This window comes from Paraburkholderia sp. CNPSo 3272 (assembly GCF_024206495.1).
GTDB lineage: Bacteria > Pseudomonadota > Gammaproteobacteria > Burkholderiales > Burkholderiaceae > Paraburkholderia.
Genome location: NZ_JAMBPQ010000028.1, coordinates 68,470 through 90,558, shown reverse-complemented (window position 1 = coordinate 90,558; position 22,089 = coordinate 68,470). Strand labels below are relative to the sequence as shown.

Here is a 22,089-nt window from a genome sequence, read left to right as displayed (position 1 = left end):
GTGAAGTGCGAGCCGACCGAGATCAGCTTCGTGCGCGCCTTCCACGTCATCCAGTACGAATTGCACTGGGCCGCCGTCACCCGTGCGCAAGGCAAACTCCCAGCCCTGCTGCAACGTCTGCGCCAGCGCCTCGTTGCACTCCTCAAAGAAGAACGGCCCGGTCGAAAATTCGAGCGGGCCGTGAAGGCTGTACCGAAACGTTATGCCGTCCGCGTCCTTAAAAAGGACCTTAACTGAACGGCATTACCCTCGCAAGGGGCGTTTTGAACGATATCGGCGAGACGGTATTACTTGACCCGCATGCCCGGCTTAGCGCCGCTATGCGGTTCGAGAATGTACAGACCCGGTTCGGCCTTCTCGTCGGCGGCGGAAGCCGCGAGCACCATGCCTTCGGACATGCCGAACTTCATCTTGCGCGGCGCGAGGTTCGCAACCATCACCGTGAGCTTGCCCTTGAGGTCTTCCGGCTTGTACGCCGAACGGATGCCCGAGAACACGTTGCGCGTTTTTTCCTCGCCCACGTCGAGCGTGAGTTGCAGCAGCTTGTCCGACCCTTCGACGATGTTGCAGTCGACGATCAGCGCCACGCGCAAGTCGATCTTCGCGAAGTCGTCGATGGAAATGAGTTCCGGCGTCTCCTCGGCGGCCGGCTTCTTCGCTTCCTTGGCAGCCTTCGACTTCTTGTTTGCATCCGCAGCCGCGGCGGCGGGCGCATCGGTCGCCTGCAGCGAATCGCGGTTGGCGGCGAGCAGCGCTTCGATCTGCTTCGGATCGACGCGCGTCATCAGGTGCTTGTACGCGTTTATCGGCTGTTGCGACGAAAGCGCCTTGCCTGCATCGGCCCACGTCAGCGGCTCGATCGCGAGGAACTGTTCGACGCCTTCTGCGAGCGTCGGCAGCACCGGCTTCAGCGCGAGCGAAAGCAGGCGGAACGCTTCGAGGCTCACACTGCAGGTCTCGTGCAGCGCCGCCGAGTTGGCCGGATCCCTGGCCTGCTCCCACGGCTTGGCCGTATCGACGTAACCGTTCACGGCGTCGGCGAGTTCCATCGTCTGGCGCAGCGCGCGGCTGTATTCGCGTGCTTCGTAGTGCGCAGCGATTTGCGCAATCGCGCCGCGCAGTTGCTCGAGCAGCGGATGGCTCATCGCGCTATCTTGCACGCGGCCTTCGAAGCGCTTGATCAGGAAGCCCGCCGCGCGGCTTGCGATGTTGATGTACTTGCCGACCAGGTCGCTGTTCACGCGCGCCTGGAAGTCCTCGAGGTTCAGATCGAGGTCTTCCATCGTGCTGTTGAGCTTCGCGGCGAAGTAGTAGCGCAGCCACTCGGGGTTCAGGCCCGTGGTGACATAGCTTTCCGCCGTGATGAAGGTGCCGCGCGACTTCGACATCTTCGCGCCGTCCACGGTCAAAAAGCCGTGCGCGAAGACGTTGGTGGGCGTGCGGTGGCCCGAGAACTGCAGCATGGCCGGCCAGAACAGCGTATGGAAATACAGGATGTCCTTGCCGATGAAGTGGTACTGCTCCGTCTTCGAGCCGGCCTTCACCCATGCCTCGAAATCGAGGCCGCGCTTTTCGCACAGGTTCTTGAAGCTCGCGTAATAGCCCACGGGCGCGTCGAGCCACACGTAGAAGTACTTGCCGGGCGCGCCAGGAATCTCGAAGCCGAAGTAGGGTGCATCGCGCGAGATGTCCCAGTCGGCGAGCTTCGATTCGCCCGACTCGCCCAGCCATTCGCGCATCTTGTTGGTCGCTTCCGGTTGCGCGAGGCCGCTCACCCAGCCGCGCAGGAAGTCTTCGCAGCGCGGGTCCGAGAGGCGGAAGAAGTAGTGCGTCGAGGTCTTGCGGATGGGCGTCGCGCCCGAGACCACCGAGTACGGATTCTTCAGGTCAGTGGGCGCGTAAGTCGAGCCGCACACTTCGCAGCTGTCTCCATACTGGTCCTTCGCGCCGCACTTCGGACACTCGCCCTTGATGAAGCGGTCCGGCAGGAACATGTTCTTGACCGGGTCGTAGGCCTGCTCGATGTCGCGCGTCTCGATGAAACCCGCTTCCTTGAGCGCCAGATACACCGACTCGGAGAGCACGCGGTTCTCTTCGGAGTCCGTCGAATAGTAATTGTCGAACGACACGCCGAAGCTGTCGAAATCGCGCTTGTGCTCCTGCCACACGCGCGCGATCAGCTGCTGCGGCGTGAGACCTTCCTTCTCCGCGCGCAGCATGACGGGCGTGCCGTGCGTGTCGTCGGCACCCACGTAGTAGACCTCGTGGCCATGCATTCGCAGCGCGCGAACCCAGATGTCCGTCTGGATGTACTCGACCAGGTGGCCGATGTGGATCTGACCGTTGGCGTACGGCAGAGCAGACGTAACGAGAATCTGGCGGCGGCCGCTTTGATTGGCATGCGCGCCGGCTGCTGCGAGGTCGGTGGCGGGTGCTGACATAAATGAGGGAAGTCCGATGTTGCGGGGGGAAAGCGCGATTTTAACAGGGCGGCCGCACCACCGTTCGGCGGGCCGGTGGCCGCTCGTTACTGGAAATAGCCGCAGGGCGTGCGGGCTGCTCAGGCAACGGCTATGTTGCGTTGCACAAATCGCGGCCAAAAAAAACCGGGGCAAGCTTGGCCCCGGAGCAACAACGACAAGAGGAGAATGGTGACGCGGCGGCGCTGCCGCACACGTACCGTAAAGACAGACAGCACGGTTTCCCGAGAGTTCGAAAATTTTTTTGATTCTCTTGCAACGCGTTGAAGCAGGGTCGGATGCTCGTCCGGCAAGGTTTGGGACGCGTCCGCGGGCCCCTCGAAATGCAAACGGGGCAGCATGATTGCCGCCCCGTTGATGCGCCGCCCTTTTTACAGCGCAGTCCCGGGCAACTGCATCCCGGTGACTGCGCCTGGCTGGCTTAGCCGCCTTGGTGCTGCGACGTCGCGCGCAGGTACATTTCCACGCGGCGGTTAGCAGCGCGGCCCGCTTCGGTGTTGTTGTCGGCGATCGGTTGCGTATCGCCGCGTCCCTCTGCCGCCATGCGCTGCATCTGGATGCCGCGAGACGCGAGGTAGTTCACGACGCTCTGGGCGCGGTTGACCGACAGCGTCTGGTTGTACGCGGCGGAGCCCGTGTTATCCGTATGGCCGACCACCTGCGCAACCACTTCTGGGTTCTGCTGGAGCGTCTGCGCGACCTGGTCGAGCACCGGCGCGAACGACGGCTTGATCGCGTAGCTGCTGGTGTCGAACGTCACATTGCTCGGGATGTCGAGCTTGAGCGAGCCGTCCGGCTGCTCGGTGATCTTCGTGCCGGTGCCCTTGGTGGCGCCCGAGAGCTTGTTGTGGATGTTCTGCCAGTTGTAGCCGGTAATGCCGCCGACCAGTGCGCCGGCGCCTGCGCCGATTGCGGCGCCCTTGCCGCCGCCGAAGATGGCGCCGATCGCCGCGCCCGTGCCTGCGCCGACACCGGTGCCGACAGCCGTGTTGGTGCCCTGCTGCGTCGCGCAGCCGGCGACGAGCGCGCCGGCGATGGCGAAGACGGACAGGCGAGTCAGGGTTCTTGTGTTCATTTGCTTTCCTTTCTTGAGTGGAACGGACGCTGCCCGCGGCGTTCGCGGCCCCGCATGCGAGCAGGGTCTTCGAACGGTGCGCGGCGGCTGCTACTACAATGACGCCTTGAGGTTTGCGCCGCCAGGCGAAAAGCTGCTGGGTCGCGGCTTCGAGACCTCCTGGTCGGCACACAAAATCGATGCTGCCGCGAAGCGTGCCCTTTCGGGCAATTTTGCGCAATGCAGCTTAACAATTTCTTTCGATTTCCGGCGCGTAGGCGATCAGTCCTCACTCGGATCGGCGCTCGCGCAGACCGGCATTCTCCCCACGGAGTTTCAATGAGCATAGATCGGGCTTTGGTCGACGCCGCGCTCGCGGCCCTGACGGATCCGAACACGGGCCATCCCTACACGGCGGCCAAGGGCGTGCGCAACGTTACCGTCGACGGCGACACGGTTGGCGTCGAGATCGTGCTCGGCTATCCGGCGAAGAGCCAGTTCGACGCGGTGCGCGCGCAGGTCGAAGCGGCGCTTGCCGCCGTGCCGGGCGTGAAGGCGAGCCGCATCGCGGTCAGAAGCGAGATTACCGCGCACACGGTGCAACGCGGCGTGAAGCTGCTGCCCAACGTGAAGAATATCGTCGCCGTGGCCTCGGGCAAGGGCGGCGTGGGCAAGAGCACGACCGCCGTAAATCTCGCGCTCGCGCTCGCCGCCGAAGGCGCTTCGGTCGGCGTGCTGGACGCGGACATCTACGGCCCCTCGCTGCCGATGATGCTCGGCATCGAGGGCCGTCCCGAGTCGCCCGACGGCCAGTCGATGAATCCGCTCGAAGGCCACGGCGTGCAGGCCAACTCGATCGGCTTTCTGATCGAGCAGGACAACCCGATGGTCTGGCGCGGCCCGATGGCCACTTCCGCGCTCGAGCAGCTGCTGCGTCAGACCAACTGGCGCGAGCTCGACTATCTCGTGGTCGACATGCCGCCGGGCACCGGCGACATCCAGCTCACGCTCTCGCAGCGCGTGCCCGTCACGGGCGCCGTGATCGTCACGACGCCGCAGGACATCGCGCTGCTCGACGCGAAGAAGGGCCTCAAGATGTTCGAGAAGGTAGGCATTCCGATTCTCGGCATCGTCGAGAACATGGCCGTGCACATCTGCTCGAACTGCGGGCACGCCGAGCATATTTTCGGCGCGGGCGGCGGCGAGCGCATGGCGAAGGAGTACGGCGTGGAAGTGCTGGGCAGCCTGCCGCTCGACATCGCCATCCGCGAGCAGGCCGATTCGGGCAACCCCACCGTGGCGGCCGCTCCCGAAGGGCCGGTGGCGGCAACCTATCGCGCGATCGCGCGCCGCGTGGCGATCCAGATCGCCGAGCGCGCCCGCGACATGACCTCGAAGTTCCCGACCATCGTCGTGCAGAACACCTGAGCGCCGGTGCGGCCGCAGCGCTCGTGCGGCGCCCCGCGCATGGGGACAGATAGGCGCGCGACGCGCCGCGTGCGCGGTATCATGTGGGCTTCATCGGGTCCGGTATGGCGGCAGCAACGGGGCTGCCGCCGCCCGGCAAGAGGATCGCATGGATAAAGGAAACGACAGGCAAGCGGGGAATGCGCAGGTCGTCTGGATGATCGCCCTCGTCACGCTCTGCGGCTGCGCGCTGCTGGCGGGCTGCACGAGCTTCATGGGGCAGCAGGAGAAGCGCGCGGTCGCACAGCTGCTGCCCACCGTCGGCAGTCAGGTGCGCGGCACGGTTTCGTTCGTCGAACACTCGGACGGCGTGCAGGTGAGCTACAACCTCGCGGGCCTGCAGCCCGACAGCGATCACGCATTGCAGGTGCACGAGCGCGGCGACTGCAACGCAATCGACGCCTCGAGCGCCGGCGCCGTGTTCGCGCCCGCCGCGGAGCGCCTGAGGCCCGGCGCGCGCGTGGAAGGTGATCTCGGCAATATCCATGCGGATTCGAACGGCGTGGCGTCGGGCTTTATCGTCGCACCCGACGTCTCGCTCGACGGTGTGCGCTCCGTGCTGCAACGTGCGGTGATCGTGCACCGGGACGCCATCGACCCCTACGCGTACCCGCAGCGCGGCACGGGCCCGGCGCTCGCCTGCGGGCTGATACGCGCCCAGTGAGCGCGGCGTTGGCGCCGGCGTGAAACGCAGTTCAGGCGCGGCGATCCACATCGCGTAAAATAGGCGCCTTTCGCACGCGGCGCGCGCCCGATGGCGCCGTCCGCATGCTTTCCCGACCCGAATTTCCCGTTAAGTAGCGAACATGGCAATCAAGTCCGACAAGTGGATCCGGCGCATGGCCGAAGAGCAGAAGATGATCGAGCCGTTCGTGCGCGATCAGGTCCGTATGTCGGAAGACGGCCGCAAGATCGTGAGCTACGGCACCTCGAGCTACGGCTACGACATTCGCTGCGCCGACGAATTCAAGATCTTCACGAACATCAACTCGACAATCGTCGATCCGAAGAACTTCGACGAAAAGTCGTTCGTGGACTTCAAGGGCGACGTCTGTATCATCCCGCCCAATTCCTTCGCGCTCGCGCGCACGGTCGAGTATTTCCGCATTCCGCGCAACGTCCTGACCGTGTGTCTGGGCAAGTCGACCTATGCGCGCTGCGGGATCATCGTGAACGTCACGCCGTTCGAGCCCGAGTGGGAAGGGTACGTCACGCTCGAATTCTCAAATACGACACCTTTGCCTGCGAAAATCTACGCGAACGAAGGGGTGGCTCAAGTGCTGTTCTTCGAAAGCGATGAGATCTGCGAGGTCTCGTACGCGGATCGCGGCGGCAAGTATCAAGGCCAGCACGGCGTGACCTTGCCGAAGACCTGAGTTCCAGCGCACAACATCACCGGATTCAACGACATACGGGGACCGCTGCGCATCATATGCAGCGGTCGTTTCTTTTGGAGAATCGCCCATGAAGTTTCGTTTTCCCGTCGTCATCATCGACGAAGACTTTCGCTCCGAGAACATCTCGGGTTCCGGCATCCGCGCGCTCGCCGAAGCCATCGAGAAAGAGGGCGCGGAAGTCCTCGGGCTGACGAGCTACGGCGACCTCACGTCGTTCGCGCAGCAGTCGAGCCGCGCCGCGTGCTTCATCCTCTCGATCGACGACGACGAACTGCTGCCGTACGTGGAAGGCACGGATGGCGAAGCGCCCGAGCACGCGCCTGCGATCGTCGCGCTGCGGGCGTTCGTGGAAGCGGTGCGCACGCGCAACGCCGACATCCCCATTTTCCTGTACGGCGAGACGCGCACTTCGCGCCATCTGCCCAACGACATCCTGCGCGAACTGCACGGCTTCATCCACATGTTCGAGGACACGCCGGAGTTTGTCGCGCGCCACGTGATTCGCGAAGCGCGCGTGTATCTCGACGCGCTGGCGCCGCCGTTCTTCAAGGAACTGGTGAAGTACGCCGACGAAGGCTCGTACTCGTGGCACTGCCCGGGTCACTCGGGCGGTGTCGCGTTCCTGAAGAATCCGCTCGGCCAGATGTTCCACCAGTTCTTCGGCGAGAACATGCTGCGCGCCGACGTCTGCAATGCAGTCGAGGAACTCGGCCAGCTGCTCGATCACACCGGCCCGGTCGCGGCCTCGGAGCGCAACGCGGCGCGCATCTTCAGCGCGGACCACGTGTTCTTCGTGACCAACGGCACGTCCACGTCGAACAAGATCGTCTGGCACGCAACGGTCGCGCCCGGCGACATCGTGCTGGTCGACCGCAACTGCCACAAGTCGATCCTGCACGCGATCACGATGACGGGCGCGATTCCCGTGTTCCTCACGCCGACGCGCAACAACTTCGGCATCATCGGCCCGATTCCGCGCGACGAGTTCAAGCCGGAAAACATCCGCAAGAAGATCGAGGCGAATCCGTTCGCCCGTGAGGCGCTCGCGAAGAATCCGAACGTGAAACCGCGCATTCTCACGATCACGCAGAGCACGTACGACGGCGTGGTCTACAACGTCGAGATGATCAAGGATCTGCTCGGCGACATGCTCGACACGCTGCACTTCGACGAAGCGTGGCTGCCGCACGCCGAATTCCACGAGTTCTACCAGGACATGCACGCGATCGGCGCGGGACGTCCGCGCACCAAGGCACTGGTGTTCGCGACTCACTCCACGCACAAGCTGCTCGCCGGCATCTCGCAGGCCTCGCAGATCGTTGTGCAGGACTCGGAAGACAGCGCGTTCGACCGCCACCGCTTCAACGAGGCGTATCTGATGCACACGTCGACGTCGCCGCAGTACGCGATCATCGCGTCGTGCGACGTGGCCGCCGCGATGATGGAAGCGCCGGGCGGCCCGGCGCTGGTGGAAGAGTCGATTGCCGAAGCGCTCGACTTCCGCCGGGCCATGCGCAAGGTGGACGCCGAATATGGCGACGACTGGTTCTTCCAGGTCTGGGGCCCGGACGAACTCGCCGAAGAAGGCATCGGCTCGCGCGAAGACTGGATGCTGCGCCCGAACGATCACTGGCACGGCTTCGGCGCGCTGGCGGAAGGCTTCAATATGCTGGACCCGATCAAGGCGACCATTGTCACGCCGGGTCTGGACGTGGACGGCGAATTCGGCGAGACCGGCATTCCGGCCGCGATCGTGACGAAGTACCTGGCCGAGCACGGCATCATCGTCGAGAAGACGGGTCTGTACTCGTTCTTCATCATGTTCACGATCGGCATCACGAAGGGCCGCTGGAACTCGATGGTGACCGAGCTTCAGCAGTTCAAGGACGACTACGACAACAACCAGCCGCTGTGGCGCGTGCTGCCGGAATTCGTCGCGCAGCATCCGATGTACGAGCGCGTGGGCCTGCGCGACCTGTGCCAACAGATCCACAGCGTCTACCGTGCCAACGACATCGCGCGCCTCACGACCGAGATGTACCTCTCGAGCATGGAGCCTGCGATGAAGCCTTCCGACGCATTCGCGAAGCTCGCGCACCGCGAGATCGATCGCGTGCCTGTCGACGAACTCGAAGGCCGCGTCACGTCGATCCTGCTCACGCCGTACCCGCCGGGTATTCCGCTGCTGATTCCTGGCGAGCGCTTCAACAGGACGATCGTGAATTATCTGAAGTTCGCGCGCGAGTTCAACGAGCGCTTCCCGGGCTTCCACACCGACATCCACGGGCTCGTGGGCGAGACCATCAACGGCCGCATCGAGTATTTCGTGGATTGCGTGCGCGCCTGAACGCGCGAGGGAGGGGAATGTTGGGTGGTTCAGCGGCGCGGCTAGCGCGTTATTTTGCTGTGATGGTCTCGACGCTGTCGGTGATTTCGGCCGCCACGGTGCTGTTCGCCGTGGCGCCGGCGGCGCGCGCCGAGGTCGCGGCGGCCGATCCGATCGATACGGCCATGCGCACCTGTCTCGCGCGAGCGGACCGGTCGTCGACGGCCGGGCAGGTCCAGTGCATGGACGATGCGCGCACCGCATGGCGCAAGGCCGCCGACAACGCGCTCACGCAACTGCTCGCGAAGTTGCCGCCCGCGCAGCAAAAGCGCTGGCAACTGAGCCAGCAGAAGTGGGTGGCCTGGCGCGACGCCGAGGACACCATGCTCGGCGCCGCGTTCGCGACCACGAGCGGCAGCACCTACCAGCTCTACGAGGCGGACATGCGCCTGCAGCCGGTGCGCGAGCGCGCGCTCGCGCTGCGCAACCAGGCGGCGACGTACGACGGCGACGCGCCGAAGGTGCGCGCCTGCAGCGCCGACGCGCGCTGCGAGCACGTGAGCTACGACCTCAATCGCTACTACCGTCAGCTCTATGCGCGCATGCCGAAGCACGCGCGGCCTACGGTCTCGCGCGCACAAAGCGACTGGCGCGCGTATCGCGACGCGACCACGCCGCTCATCGACGAGCATGCGCGGCTCGATCTGCTAGGCGGGCGCCTCGCGACCTTGAAGCGCCTCGCCGAAACGGTGAACGACCACTGAGGCCGCGCTTTCAGTCGAGGATGAACTGCTCCGGCGCGCGCGCCGGCAGCACAGTCGGCTCGCCCATCAGGTCGTGCAACGCGACCTCGATGCCGGTCGACATCAGGTTGAGCGCGAGGTCGTTGTCTTCGGTGCCGAACGGGTCTTCGAGCTGCGAGGCGATCGCCTCGTGGGCCATGAACGCGTAGGCCACGAACACGGCGAAGATCGGCGTCAAACCGCCGATGCTGTCGACGAGGCCGAACGGCAGCATCGCGCAGAAGAAGTACACGGTGCGATGAATCATCACCGTATAGGCGAACGGCAGCGGCGTGGAGACGATGCGCTCGCACCCGCCGATCACATCTGAAATGCCATTGAGATTATGTTCGAACGCGAGCACCGCGTAGCCGTCGAGGCGGCCTTCGCGCGTCTCGCGCTGGACCCATTCCGAAGCGCACAGCAGGAGCGTGGCCGGGCGGTAGCGCGCCGCCATCACGCGCGCGAAGAGCGCGGGCGCCAGGCGCGACTCGAGATCGGCGCGCGGGTCGGTGTTGCGCAGTTGATGGCGCAGCGCATGCGGCAGCGCAGCGAGCAGACTCATCAGCTCGAGGGCCCGCTCGCGCGTTGCGGCTTCGTCGCCGCTGCGCGCAAGCGTCAGCGCCTGACGCACCAGCGAGCGCGTTTCATTGAGCATTTGCCCCCAGAGCTTGCGGCCCTCCCAGTAGCGGTCGTAGCTCGCGCTGTTGCGAAAGCCGAGAAACACCGCGAGCGCGATGCCGATCAGCGAGAACGGCACGGTGCTCAGGTTGACCGTGAGCTTGAGGATGTGATCGTGCGCGGCCACTGCGATGATCGACAGTACCAGCACGATGAAGAGGCGCGGCAGAAGTTGCGGCAGCACGGAGCCGCGCCACGCGAGCAGCATGCGGAACCAGTGGAGGTGAGGGCGGACGATCATGGGGCAGGTGTTGGGGGCGAAGACGAAACCTGACGGAGCAAGTCGTCAGTATGGCGCGGGATCGTAGGCCATGACGCGCGGCTGCCGGGCGCACACTTCCCGCATTTTGCTGCGGGTACAGCGCGCTGTCATGTGTGTCCTCACGGGCATGGTCACCTTGTGCGCCGCCCAAAGCAAACCGGGCGCGCGACGTTGTCCGTCGCGCGCCCGGTTGGGCTTTTACTGCGGGCGTTTTCCGCCCGCTTCGCTGCGCTTAGTTGCTTACTTGAGCGCTGCGCGCGCCGCCGCGATGGCCGCACGCACCTGCTCCGGCGCGGTGCCGCCCGGATGGTTACGCGCCGAGACCGAGCCTTCGAGCGTCAGCACTTCGAACACGTCTTCGGTCAGCAGGTGCGAGACGGCCGGCAGTTCGCGGCGCATCTCGTCGAGCGTGAGGTCGGCGAGATCGCAGTTGCGGTCCACGCAGATCCGCACCGCGTGCGCCACGGCTTCGTGCGCGTCGCGGAACGGCAGGCCCTTCTTGACGAGGTAGTCGGCCAGATCCGTGGCCGTGGAGAAGCCCTGCAGCGCAGCCGCGCGCATCGCCTGCTCCTTGACCGTGATGCCCGCGACCATCTCCGCGAAGATGCGCAGCGTGTCCGCAACGGTATCGACCGTGTCGAACAGCGGCTCCTTGTCTTCCTGGTTGTCCTTGTTGTAGGCGAGCGGCTGGCCCTTCATCAGCGTGAGGAGCGCCATGAGATGGCCGTTCACGCGGCCGGTCTTGCCGCGCGCGAGTTCCGGCACGTCCGGGTTCTTCTTCTGCGGCATGATCGACGAGCCCGTGCAGAAGCGGTCCGCCAGATCGATGAAGCCCACGCGCGGGCTCATCCACAGCACCAGCTCTTCGGAAAAGCGCGAGACGTGCGTCATCACGAGCGCGGCCGCCGCCGTGAATTCGATGGCGAAGTCGCGATCGGAAACGGCGTCGAGCGAGTTTGCGCAGATTCCGTCGAAGCCCAGCGTCTTCGCCACGGCGAAGCGGTCTACGGAAAAGCTCGTGCCCGCGAGCGCCGCCGCGCCGAGCGGCAGACGGTTCACGCGCTTGCGGCAGTCCACCATGCGCTCGGCGTCGCGCGTGAACATTTCCACATAGGCGAGCAGGTGATGGCCGAAGGTGACCGGCTGCGCCACTTGCAGGTGCGTGAAGCCCGGCATGATCGTGCCCGAGTGCTGTTCGGCCAGGTCGAGCAGCGCGCCGCGCAGGTCGCCGAGCAGGCCGCCGATGCGGTCGATCTCGCCGCGCAGCCATAGGCGGATGTCGGTCGCGACCTGGTCGTTGCGCGAGCGGCCCGTGTGCAGCCGCTTGCCCGCATCGCCGATCAGGGCGGTCAGGCGCGCTTCGATGTTCAGGTGCACGTCTTCGAGGTCGAGCAGCCACTCGAATTCACCGCGCTCGATCTCGCCCTTGATCTTCGCCATGCCGCCCTCGATGGCGGCGAGGTCGTCGGCGGAGATGATCTTCTGCGCAGCCAGCATCGACGCGTGCGCGAGCGAGCCCTCGATATCGACGAGCGCGAGACGCTTGTCGAAGAAGACCGACGACGTGTAGCGCTTGACCAGCTCCGACATGGGTTCGGAGAAACGAGCCGACCAGGCTTCGCCTTTTTTGTGCAGTTGGGACGTCATGGTGATGGGGCGTGAACGAGCAAGCGGTGAGAAGGCGTGCCGCGCGGCGCATTGCGCTGCATTGCGTCTAGCACGGCGGGAAAGAACTCGATTTTAACATTGGCGGTCCGCCGGAACGCCGCCAGGCGGCCCGCGCCGCTCAGAGCCGCACCAGCACCACGAGTTTGAGATCTTCGCGGTGCGCGGGCTTGAAGGTGATCTGGTCGCAGGCGATGCGGCCGTGGCGCGGATGGTTGAACTCGCGCCGGCCTCCCTCGCGCTCGAACACGTCCTGCGAGGCCCAGAAGCGCGCGAATTCGTCGCTCGCGGCGATCAGCGAGTCGATCAGCGCGCGCGTGGGCGCGTCGTTCAGGTGGCGGATGGAGTCGGCGCGAAACTCGGCGGCCAGGCGCCGCGCGCGCGTTTCCCAGTCGACGATCAGCTCGCGCCCGAGCGGCTCGGTGAACGTGAAGCGCAGCAGGTTGCGGTCGTGCTCGCCGTCGAGCCAGCCCGTGAAGAGGTCCGCCGCATGCGCGTTCCAGGCGAGCGCGGTCCACTGGCGGTCGAGCACGTAGGCGGGGGCGTCCACGAGTTTCACCGTTTGCAGCAGCGTGGCGGGCGCGTCTGCGGCGGTGGCCGGATCGGGCTCCGCGGGGTCGCGCTGCGCGGCCAGCTCGAACAGATAGGCGCGCTCGGCGCGCGAGAGCCGCAGCGCGACGGCGATGCGCGCGAGCGCGTCAGCCGAAGCGGAAACGGGGCGGCCCTGCTCGATCCACGTGTACCAGGTCGGACTCACGCCGCACAACTGCGCGACTTCCTCGCGGCGCAGGCCGGGCGTACGGCGGCGCGGGCCGGGCGGCAGGCCGACCTCCGCGGGCGCAAGACGCTCGCGATGGGCGCGGATGAATTCGCCCAGCGCGCGGGCGGGCGTCGCGTCGAGGGTTTTGCCGGCGGCGGCGGGCGAAGCCGGGGAGGGCGTGTCGAGGCTCATTGGGCGTGGGGCTAGTGGCAGCGATACCAGAATAATCGCTTAACTTGTACTGGTACAAAACGGCCTCTATTGTAGCGTCTGACGCGGCGACGGGCCGCCACGTCAACCCGCCCGGAGATTGCTAACCCACGGCGCGCGGCGCTCAACGCTTCGCGCCCCATATAAAGCACCGCATAAGAACCCGCAAAAGGAGCATGCGATGAAGCATCACGATCAGGTCGCCGACGCATTCGGCTCGACCGCCGCCGCCTACCTCACGAGCCAGGTCCACGCGAGCGGCGCGGATCTGGAGAATCTTGCCGCGACCTTCGCGGCCACCTGCGGCAATGCGACGGTGCTGGACATGGGCTGCGGCGCGGGCCACGCGAGCTTCGCCGTTGCGCCGCACGTGCGCGAAGTCGTCGCCTACGACATCGCCCCGCAGATGCTCGCCACGGTCGAAGCGGCCGCGAAGGCGCGAGGCTTGACGACCGTGCGCACGCAGCAGGGCGCGGCGGAAACGCTGCCGTTCGCCGATGCCACGTTCAACTGGGCCGTGAGCCGCATGAGCGCGCACCACTGGCGCGACGTGCCGCAGGCGCTTGCGGAAGTGCATCGCGTGCTCAAGCCGGGCGGCCGGCTGAAGTTCATCGATATCGCGGGCATCGACGATCCGCTTTACGACACGCATATTCAGGCGATCGAACTGTTGCGCGACGCGTCGCACATTCGCGACTACCGTGCCGACGAGTGGCTCGCGATGCTCGACACCGCGGGTTTCGACGCGAAGGTGAGCGAGCGCTGGCGCCTCGCGCTCGACTTCGATTCGTGGGTCGCGCGCATGCGCACGCCGCCGGAGCGCGTGACGGCGATCCGCTCGATGTGGGAGCGCGCGCCCGACGAAGTGCGCCAATACTTCGATGTGCAGAGCGATTCGTCGTTCAAGCTCGATGCACTGATGATCGAGGCGACGCGGCGCGATTGAAGTTCGCCTGAGGCAAAAAAACGGCGTCGTGACCGCGAGGGCACGACGCCGTTTGCACATGGGCACAGCGCGAACGCTCAACCCGTATTGCGCAGCCCCGCCGCAATCCCGTTGATCGTCAGATGGATACCGCGCCGCACGCGCGGGCTGGGGTCACCGGCGCGATAGCGCTTGATCAGCTCCACCTGCAAGTGATTCAGAGGATCGAGATACGGGAAGCGGTTCTTGATCGAACGCGCGAGCAGCGGGTTGTCGGCGAGCCGTTCGGGGGCGCCCGTGATCTCGCCGAGCACCTTCGTCGTGCGCTCCCATTCGGCCACGATGCGCTCGAACACGAGCTTGCGCAGCTTCTTGTCCGCGACGAGCTGCGCGTAGCGCGAGGCCACCGCGAGGTCGGTCTTCGCGAGCGTCATGTCCATGTTCGAAAGCAGGTTCGAGAAGAACGGCCAGGTCTTGTACATCTTCTTGAACATCGCGAGACGGCGCGCGCGCTCGGCGTCGCTGCCCGCATCGTCGAGATACGAGGCCACCGCGCTGCCGAAGCCGTACCAGCCCGTGAGCAGCAGGCGGCACTGACCCCACGAGAAGCCCCACGGAATTGCGCGCAGGTCGTCTATCTTGCGGTTCTTCGGGTCCTGCAGCTTACGCGAGGCCGGACGGCTGCCGATGTTCAGCTCGGCGATTTCCGTGATCGGCGTGGAGGCGAAGAAGTAGTCGGTGAAGCCGGGCGTCTCGTAGACGAGCGAACGGTATGCGGCCATCGCGGCGTCGGAGAGCGCTTGCATCGTCTCTTCGAATGCGGGCAGTTGATCGGGCGCGCTGCTTGCCCCGCCCATCGGCAGCAGCGTCGCTTCGAGCGTCGCGGCGATCACCGTTTCGAGGTTGCGGCGGCCGATCTCCGGATTGCCGAACTTGCTCGCGATGACTTCGCCCTGCTCGGTCAGGCGGATCTGACCTTCCACCGTGCCCGGCGGCTGCGAGAGGATCGCGTTGTAGGTCGGGCCGCCGCCGCGGCCCACCGTGCCGCCGCGGCCGTGGAACAGGCGCAGCGTGATGCCGCGCTGCTTGTACAGCGCGACGAGCGCCAGTTCTGCGCGGTACAGCTCCCAGTTCGAGGTGAGGAAGCCGCCGTCCTTGTTGCTGTCCGAATAGCCGAGCATGATTTCCTGCTCGTTGCCCTGATGCTCGACGATGCCGTCGATGCCCGGCAGCGCGAGCAGGTCGCGCATGATGCCCGGCGCGTGGCGCAAGTCGGGAATCGTCTCGAACAGCGGGATCACCATCAGCGCGGCCTTCGCGGGGTCTTCCGCGTGGCCGAGGCGCCCGCTCATGAGACCGGTTTCCTTCTGCAGCAGCATCACTTCGAGCAGGTCGGAAACCGTTTCGGTGTGCGAGATGATGTAGTTGCGCACCGCGCGCGCGCCGAACTTCTCGCGCGTCACGCGCGCCATTTCCAGCACGCCCAGCTCGCTCTTCACGAGCTCGGAATAGTCGAGGTACGGCGAGCGCAGCGTGCGCGGATCGGCGAGCTGGGCGAGCAGCACGGTCTGCTTGTCTTCTTCGGAAAGCGCCGCGTAGTCGGCTTCGATGCCGGCGCGCGCGAGCAGCTCCGTGATCACGGCTTCGTGGATATCCGAGCTCTGGCGCAGATCGATCGAGGCGAGATGGAAGCCGAATACGTCGACGGCGCGCATGAGCGGCGCAAGCCGCGTGGTGGCGAGCGACGCGCCGTGATGCTCGGCGAGAGAATCCATCAGGATATGCAGGTCGCGCGAGAACTCGTCCGCATCGGCATAAGGCTTGGCGCGCACGGGCGCGGCGTTGCGGCCCGCGCTGCGCACGGCCACCACGCCTTCGCCCAGCCGCACGCGCGCGCTCGCGGCAAGGCGCGTGTACACGCCGATCAGCGCGCGGCGATACGGCTCGTCCACGCGGTGCGGCGACTGGTCGGGCGAGGCTTCGGCCAGCGCCTTCAGTTCTTCGCTCGCGCCTGCGAGCAGGTTCGACACCGAAAGCTCGGCGCCGAGGCGGTGCACTTCGTCGAGGTAATGCTGCAGGATCACCTGCGCCTGGCGCTCGCTCGCTTCTTCGAGCGTGGCGGCCGTGACGTTCGGATTGCCGTCGCGGTCGCCGCCGATCCAGCTGCCCATCTGGAAGAAAGCGGGCAGGCGCGCCGAAAGGCCGTGCTCCTTCAACTGCGTTTCGATCTCGCTGTAGAGCGCCGGGATCTCGGTGAGGAAGGTCGTGTGGTAATACGAAAGCGCGTTTTCGATTTCGTCGCCCACGGTCAGGCGCGACTCGCGCAGCATGCGCGTTTGCCAGAGCGAGGTCACGCGCGCACGCAGGAGCGACTCGTTGTGCTCGAGCTCGCGATGCGTGAGCGGCTGGTCGCGCTCGGCGAGCAGGCGCGCGATGTCGTGCTGCGAGTCGAGCGTGCTCTTGCGCTGCACTTCCGTGGGGTGCGCGGTGAGCACGGGGACGATCAGCGCGTCGTTGAAGAACTGCTGGAGCACCGGCGTCGCCGCCGCGCCCGCAAGCGCGAGGCGTTCGAGCGAATGCGCGATGGTGCCAGCCTGCGGTGCCGAGCCCGCGAGGTCGTGAATGCGGCGACGGCGGTTGCGGTGGCGATCTTCAGCAATGTTCGCGAGATGCGAGAAGTAGCTGAACGCGCGCACGACGCTCACGGTCTGCTCGGGCGACAGCGCGCGCAACTGCTTTTCCAGCGCGAGCGCGTCGGCGCTGTCGTCCTCGCGGCGAAAGCGCACGGCGGTCTGACGAATGGATTCCACGACGTCGAACACGGCGTCGCCTTCCTGCTCGCGCAGCACTTCGCCGAGCAGGCGGCCCAGGTAGCGGATGTCTTCGAAGAGCGGCTGGTCCTTGTCGTCGCGCGCGCGGCCATTGCGCGAAGCGCCGGCGGGCGTTTTCGGAGCCTTCACCGCCTTCGGGGCCTTCGTCGCTTTTTCGGCTTTCGGGGTCTTCGCCGCCTTGACAGCCTCGGCGGCCGGTTTCGTCGTCGTGGATTTCGTGGTCTTCGTGGTCTTCGTCGTTTTCGCCGGTTTCGTGGACGGCGCGGCCGATTCGGCCTTCGAAGTTGCGTTCTGCGATGCGGTGTTGCGGCGCTCTGCGCGCGCCGAGCCGGAAGACTTCACGATGTTTTCCTTGAGGCTTGCCAGGATATGGGCAGGTTAGTCGGAGAACTGCCAACTGCATGACCTCGGCGCGTGCCGGGCCGTGTACTGCGGGTGCAACCTGGAGAGGGCGGAAAGTGCCACCCGGTGCGAGCCGTGCGGATAGGGCAGAGGCGGCGCGGCTCGCCAATGGCGGTGCGCCGGGTGCAGGCCTTGCTGGAGAGTGCGCCGCTGCGAGGGCGAGCGCAAGCCGAAGCGGCGCCGCGGCCGCGCGGGCCGCGTTTGTGCCAACCGCATGCCAGACGCGCGCCAGTTTGCCTACGATGGGTACAGTAAGCGCCGCTGCAACGTCTGTGTCTCTTCCTTGCCGCCGCTCGCGCCCTGTCAGCCTGTCCCTGCGGGGAGGCGGTAAAAAGGGCGCGTGCTAACATTGCCTGTTATCCGATCCTGCTTTTCATCCCGTCATTCGATGTACTTGCCATGAACTCCGAGACGTTATCCGCGCCCATGCCCCGCACCCTGGTAATCGCTTCACGGGAGAGCCGCCTCGCGATGTGGCAGGCCGAGCATGTGCAAGCTGCGCTGCACAAATTATATCCAGCCTGCGACGTGAAAATTGTTGGAATGACGACACGCGGCGATCAAATTCTCGACCGCACGCTCTCGAAAGTGGGCGGCAAGGGTCTTTTCGTGAAGGAACTGGAGCAGGCGCTGGCCGAAGGCCGCGCCGATCTCGCCGTGCACTCGCTCAAGGACGTGCCGATGGAATTGCCCGAAGGCTTCACGCTCGCGGCCATCATGGAGCGCGAGGACCCGCGCGACGCGTTCGTCTCCAACGACTACGACTCGCTCGCGGCGTTGCCCGCAGGCAGCGTGGTGGGCACGTCGAGCCTGCGCCGCGAATCGATGATCCGCGCGCGCTATCCGCATCTCGACGTCAAGCCGTTGCGCGGCAACCTCGACACGCGACTCGCCAAGCTCGACCGCGGCGATTACGCGGCCATCATTCTCGCGGCCGCAGGGTTGAAGCGTCTTGGCCTCGGCGCGCGTATCCGCGCGCTCATCGAGCCCGAGGACAGCCTGCCGGCGGCGGGGCAGGGCGCGCTCGGCATCGAGATCCGCGCCGATCGCGCCGATATCGCCGCATGGCTCGCGCCGTTGCACGACGACGCCACCGCGAAGGCCGTCGAAGCCGAGCGCATGGTTTCGCGCGCACTGGGCGGCAGCTGCACGGTGCCGCTCGCGGCCTACGCGCAGTGGCACGATGGCAAGCTTGCGCTGCGCGGCACGATCGCCATGCCCGACGCGAGCCGGGTGCTCGCGGCGCAGGAGGCCACCGCGGCATCCACGCTCGACGATGCCATGGCGCTCGGCCGCCGCGTTGCCGACGACCTCATCGCGCAGGGCGCGCTCGAGATCGTGCGCGCGCTCGCGGACGCGGCCCAGGCCGCCGATGGTCCGAATGCGGCGCCCGCCAGTGGCGCCGCCACCCACAACCCTACCGGCGCGGGCGAAGGCCCGGCCTCCCGATGATGGCCGGCCCCAGGCAACCGTACGGCAACCCCAGCCAGCCCGACGACTGGGGCGGCCCGGGCGACGCCTCCACCGGCGCGAAGCGCACGTCACCTGCAAGCGGCGACAACAGCAATGGTGGCCATGGTGACGGTCAGCCATTCACCGTCGTGATTACCCGGCCGGCCGGTCAGTCGGATGGTCTCGGTGGGCAACTCGCGCAGCACGGCATGCGCACGCTCGACTTTCCGCTCATCGCCATTGCGCCCGTGACCGACGAAGCGCCGCTGCGCGCCGCGCTCGGCGCGCTCGAACGCTATGCGCTCGTCGTGTTCGTTTCGCCGAACGCCGTCGATCGCGCGTTCGCGTGTTATGCCTCGGTCTCGTCGATCTGGCCGGCCGCGTTGCCCGTGGCCGTAGTCGGCCCGGCGAGCGTGGCCGCGCTCGAGCGCCACGGCGTGGCGGCACCCGAGCATCGTGTGGTGAGCCCTGCGGGCGCGGGCGACGAAGAGCCCGCGCGCTTCGATTCGGAGTCGCTTTACGCCGCGCTCGAAAAGGCCTTCGGCGTGGACGCCTTCGCGGGCAAGTGCGTCCTGATCGTGCGCGGCGACGGCGGCCGCGAGTGGCTTGCCGAGCGTCTGCGCGAAGCGGGCGCCGAGGTGGAGACCGTGGCAGCCTATCGTCGCGTCGTGCCCGAGCCGCCCATCGCCGCCTGGACACAGGTGCACGCGCTGCTCGAAGGCGCGCCGCACGCGTGGCTCGTCACGAGCTCCGAAGGCGTGCGCAACCTCGACGAACTCGCACGCGAGCACCTCACGGCGGGCGAGATCGTCGAACTGCGTCATGCGCCGCTCGTCGCGCCCCACCCGCGCATCGCCGAGACGGCGCGCTCAATGGGTTTTGATAGGATTACGGTGTCCGGCGCGGGCGACGAACGCATCGTCGAGACGCTGCTAGGCCTCGCTTCTTCCGTTGTTCAACCGGTTCAGAACACTCCGGCCCCGGCGCCGGCCAACCCACGCATGACAGATTCGAACAACTCAAGCAGCACAGCTAACCAGGGCGCCGTCGCGACGGGCGCGTCGGTGTCGGGCAGCGCATCGGCGCGGCCATCGTATGCCTCCTCGGGCGCGGGCTCTTCCGCGCCGCTGACGCCGCCGGGCGCGGGCAACGGGCGTCGTGGCGCAGGCTCGGCGCTGCTGTGGCTCGTCCTGTTGCTGGTCGCGGCGGGCTCGGGCGCAGGCGGCTATCTCCTCAATCGCAAGGTCGACAACCTCGGCATGCAGGCCATTCAACGCCAGCAGGCGAGCGAGCAGCAGAGCGCCGCGCTGCGCGCCCGCGCCGACCAGGCTGTTGCGGGCGCACAGCAGATCGACAAGCAGGTTGCCCAGCTCGAAGGCAAGATCGCCGACGCGCAGACTTCGCAGCAGGCGCTCGCGCAGCAATACGCCGATCTCTCGAAGAGCCGCGACGACTGGACGCTCGCCGAAGTCGGCCAGATGCTGTCGAGCGCGAGCGAACAGCTCCAGCTCACGGGCAACACGCAGCTCGCGCTGTTCGCGCTGCAAAGCGCCGATACGCGCCTCGCCGCCTCGGACAACGCGCAGGCCATCGCCGTGCGCAAGGCGATCGCGCAGGACATCGACAAGCTCAAGGCCGCACCGTCGACGGACCTCACGGGTCTCGCCATCAAGCTCGACACCGCGCTCGGCCAGATCGACTCGCTGCCGCTTTCGGGCGAAGCGATTGTCGCGCATACGAAGCCGGAGGCTGCGCAGCCCGCCGATATCGCCCAGGTCGCCGCGGCGACCAACCAGCCGAAATGGAAGGTGTGGATCGACACGTTCGTCGACGGCGTGGGCAAGCAGATCACGAGCCTCGTGCAGGTGCGCCGCATCGACAACGCGGACGCCATGCTCGTGTCGCCCGATCAAGGCTATTTCGTGCGTGAGAACCTGAAGCTGCGTCTGCTTTCGGCGCGCCTCTCGCTGCTCTCGCGCAACCAGGACACGCTCAAGTCCGACCTCGCGGCCGCCGACGCCACGCTCGCCCGTTACTTCGACAGCGCGTCGAAAGACACGCAAACCGTGCGCGAACTGCTCAAGCAAGTGAACGACGGCTCGGCCGCCGTCGCGCTGCCTACGCTCGACACGAGCCTGAAGGCGATCCAGCAATACCGGAGCCGGGGGTAAGCATGGCGATCCGTGGACTCCTCTGGCTCGCGCTTCTCTTCGCGATTGCCGTCGCGCTCGCGACCGTCGGGCGCTTCGACACCGGGCAGGTGCTGCTCGTCTATCCGCCGTATCGCGTGGACGTCTCGCTCAACCTGTTCGTGGTGGGCATCGTGGTGGCGTTCCTGCTGCTTTACGCGATCCTGCGTTTCGCGCGCAACATCGTGACGATGCCGCGCCGCGTGGCCGCCTACCGCGCGCGCATGCGCGCCGAGAAGGCGAACTCGGCGCTGCGCGACGCCGTGGGCAATCTCTACGCGGGCCGCTTCTCGCGCGCCGAGAAAGCCGCGCGCGATTCGCTCGCCGACGTGAAGAATACGAGCGCCGCGGGCCTGATCGGCGCGACGGCTGCGCATCGTCTGCATGAATACGCGCGCCGCGACGAATGGCTCGCCCAGGTCGACGACCCGGACCTCCAGGAAGCGCGCCTCATGGCGACCGCCGACATGCGCGCCGACGGCCGCGACGCCGATGGCGCGCTCGCCGCGCTCACCGAGATGCGCACGCAGGGCGGCCGCCGCATCCACGCGCAACAGATCGCGCTGCGCGCGCAGCAGCAGCTCAAGAACTGGAGCGAAGTGCTCAAGCTCGTGAAGACGCTGGAAAAGCGCGAGGCGTTGCACCCGGCCGTGGCCGTGCGCCTGCGCCAGCTCGCGGCGGAAAATCTGCTGCGCGACCGTCGTCACAACGCCGATGCGCTGCTCGAACTGTGGCAGTCGCTCTCGAACGTCGAGCGTCACTCGCCGCGTCTCGCCGACTGCGCCGCCGAACTGCTGATCGCGCTCGATCGCCAGGCCGACGCACGCAAGATCGTCGAGGAAGCGCTTGCGCAGAACTGGGACGCGCGCTTGCTGCGCCGCTATCCGGACACGGCGGGCAGCGACGCGCTGCCGCTCATCCAGAAGGCCGAGGCGTGGCGCAAGGAGCGTCCCGAGGACGGCGACCTTCTGTTCGCGCTGGGCCGCCTGTGTCTCAAGCAGCAGCTCTGGGGCAAGGCGCAGTCGTTCCTCGAAGCCGCGCTCAAGTCTGCCGACGCAACGCAGAACGAGCCGCTCAAGATCCGCTCGCATCGCGCACTCGCGCGCCTGCACGAGCAGCTGGGGGACGGCGATAAGGCGGCTTCGCACTATCGCGAAAGCGCACTGTCGATGAACGTCGTGTAAAGCAGCCCGCCACGAATCCGAA

16 protein-coding genes and 1 pseudogene are annotated in these 22,089 nt (G+C 66.5%); 11 read left to right on the top strand and 6 right to left on the bottom strand.

Features of this window, described 5'->3' with window-relative positions:
* Positions 1-237: pseudogene (locus M3I53_RS27250) on the top strand (DDE transposase); the annotation flags it as partial.
* 50 nt (positions 238-287) lie between these two features.
* Here M3I53_RS27250 and metG read toward each other — a convergent pair.
* Positions 288-2,441 carry a methionine--tRNA ligase gene (gene metG / locus M3I53_RS27245; protein ID WP_254318977.1) on the bottom strand — a complete coding sequence of 718 codons (2,154 nt, stop codon included), beginning with the start codon at positions 2,439-2,441 and terminating at the stop codon, positions 288-290.
* Between the two features lie 460 nt (positions 2,442-2,901).
* Complete coding sequence (locus M3I53_RS27240; protein ID WP_254318976.1) at positions 2,902-3,555, bottom strand: OmpA family protein; 654 nt, start codon at positions 3,553-3,555, stop codon at positions 2,902-2,904.
* A 318-nt stretch (positions 3,556-3,873) separates the two neighbouring features.
* On the opposite strand from M3I53_RS27240, the gene apbC reads away from it, so the two are divergent.
* From apbC to M3I53_RS27215, 5 genes are all read left to right on the top strand, one after another.
* Complete coding sequence (gene apbC, locus M3I53_RS27235) at positions 3,874-4,962, top strand: iron-sulfur cluster carrier protein ApbC (protein WP_254318975.1); 1,089 nt, start codon at positions 3,874-3,876, stop codon at positions 4,960-4,962.
* A gap of 148 nt (positions 4,963-5,110) precedes the next feature.
* A complete protein-coding gene (locus tag M3I53_RS27230; protein ID WP_375542591.1) occupies positions 5,111-5,665 on the top strand; it encodes a superoxide dismutase family protein in 555 nt (184 codons plus the stop codon).
* Positions 5,666-5,807: 142 nt separating this feature from the next.
* Positions 5,808-6,377 (top strand): dCTP deaminase, encoded by a 570-nt coding sequence (gene dcd / locus M3I53_RS27225; protein WP_028207739.1) that lies wholly within the window; start codon positions 5,808-5,810, stop codon positions 6,375-6,377.
* Positions 6,378-6,465: 88 nt separating this feature from the next.
* The gene (locus tag M3I53_RS27220; protein WP_133181865.1) at positions 6,466-8,745 is read left to right on the top strand and encodes an arginine/lysine/ornithine decarboxylase; all 2,280 of its coding nucleotides are present in this window, start codon (positions 6,466-6,468) and stop codon (positions 8,743-8,745) included.
* Positions 8,746-8,807: 62 nt separating this feature from the next.
* A complete protein-coding gene (locus M3I53_RS27215; protein WP_254318981.1) occupies positions 8,808-9,488 on the top strand; it encodes a lysozyme inhibitor LprI family protein in 681 nt (226 codons plus the stop codon).
* A 10-nt stretch (positions 9,489-9,498) separates the two neighbouring features.
* On the opposite strand, the gene M3I53_RS27210 is transcribed toward M3I53_RS27215, so the two are convergent.
* The 3 genes from M3I53_RS27210 to M3I53_RS27200 all read right to left on the bottom strand — a co-directional run bounded on the left by M3I53_RS27210 (position 9,499) and on the right by M3I53_RS27200 (position 13,066).
* Positions 9,499-10,428, bottom strand: coding sequence for a bestrophin family protein (locus M3I53_RS27210; RefSeq protein ID WP_254318974.1), 930 nt, complete (start codon positions 10,426-10,428; stop codon positions 9,499-9,501).
* Between the two features lie 261 nt (positions 10,429-10,689).
* Positions 10,690-12,096: an argininosuccinate lyase gene (argH, locus tag M3I53_RS27205; protein WP_254318973.1), complete on the bottom strand. Its 1,407-nt coding sequence runs from the start codon at positions 12,094-12,096 to the stop codon at positions 10,690-10,692.
* A gap of 139 nt (positions 12,097-12,235) precedes the next feature.
* Positions 12,236-13,066 (bottom strand): helix-turn-helix transcriptional regulator, encoded by an 831-nt coding sequence (locus M3I53_RS27200; RefSeq protein WP_254318972.1) that lies wholly within the window; start codon positions 13,064-13,066, stop codon positions 12,236-12,238.
* 199 nt (positions 13,067-13,265) lie between these two features.
* Between M3I53_RS27200 and M3I53_RS27195 the strand changes: the two genes are divergently transcribed.
* Complete coding sequence (locus M3I53_RS27195) at positions 13,266-14,030, top strand: class I SAM-dependent methyltransferase (protein ID WP_254318971.1); 765 nt, start codon at positions 13,266-13,268, stop codon at positions 14,028-14,030.
* Between the two features lie 77 nt (positions 14,031-14,107).
* Here M3I53_RS27195 and ppc read toward each other — a convergent pair whose 3' ends face one another.
* On the bottom strand, positions 14,108-16,969 hold the full coding sequence (ppc, locus tag M3I53_RS27190; protein WP_254318970.1) for a phosphoenolpyruvate carboxylase: 2,862 nt from the start codon (positions 16,967-16,969) through the stop codon (positions 14,108-14,110).
* Between ppc and M3I53_RS38490 the strand changes: the two genes are divergently transcribed.
* From M3I53_RS38490 to M3I53_RS27170, 4 genes are all read left to right on the top strand, one after another.
* Positions 16,932-17,222, top strand: a complete 291-nt coding sequence (locus M3I53_RS38490; protein ID WP_254318969.1) for a hypothetical protein — start codon at positions 16,932-16,934, stop codon at positions 17,220-17,222. The two genes, ppc and M3I53_RS38490, sit on opposite strands and share 38 nt — an antisense overlap.
* A 419-nt stretch (positions 17,223-17,641) precedes the next feature.
* Positions 17,642-18,694, top strand: coding sequence for a hydroxymethylbilane synthase (gene hemC, locus M3I53_RS27180; RefSeq protein WP_254318968.1), 1,053 nt, complete (start codon positions 17,642-17,644; stop codon positions 18,692-18,694).
* Positions 18,691-20,865, top strand: coding sequence for a fused uroporphyrinogen-III synthase HemD/membrane protein HemX (gene hemDX / locus M3I53_RS27175; protein WP_254318967.1), 2,175 nt, complete (start codon positions 18,691-18,693; stop codon positions 20,863-20,865). Before hemC ends, hemDX begins: the two co-directional genes overlap by 4 nt.
* Before the next feature lie 2 nt (positions 20,866-20,867).
* On the top strand, positions 20,868-22,067 hold the full coding sequence (locus M3I53_RS27170; RefSeq protein WP_254318966.1) for a heme biosynthesis protein HemY: 1,200 nt from the start codon (positions 20,868-20,870) through the stop codon (positions 22,065-22,067).
* Positions 22,068-22,089 lie beyond the last annotated feature (22 nt).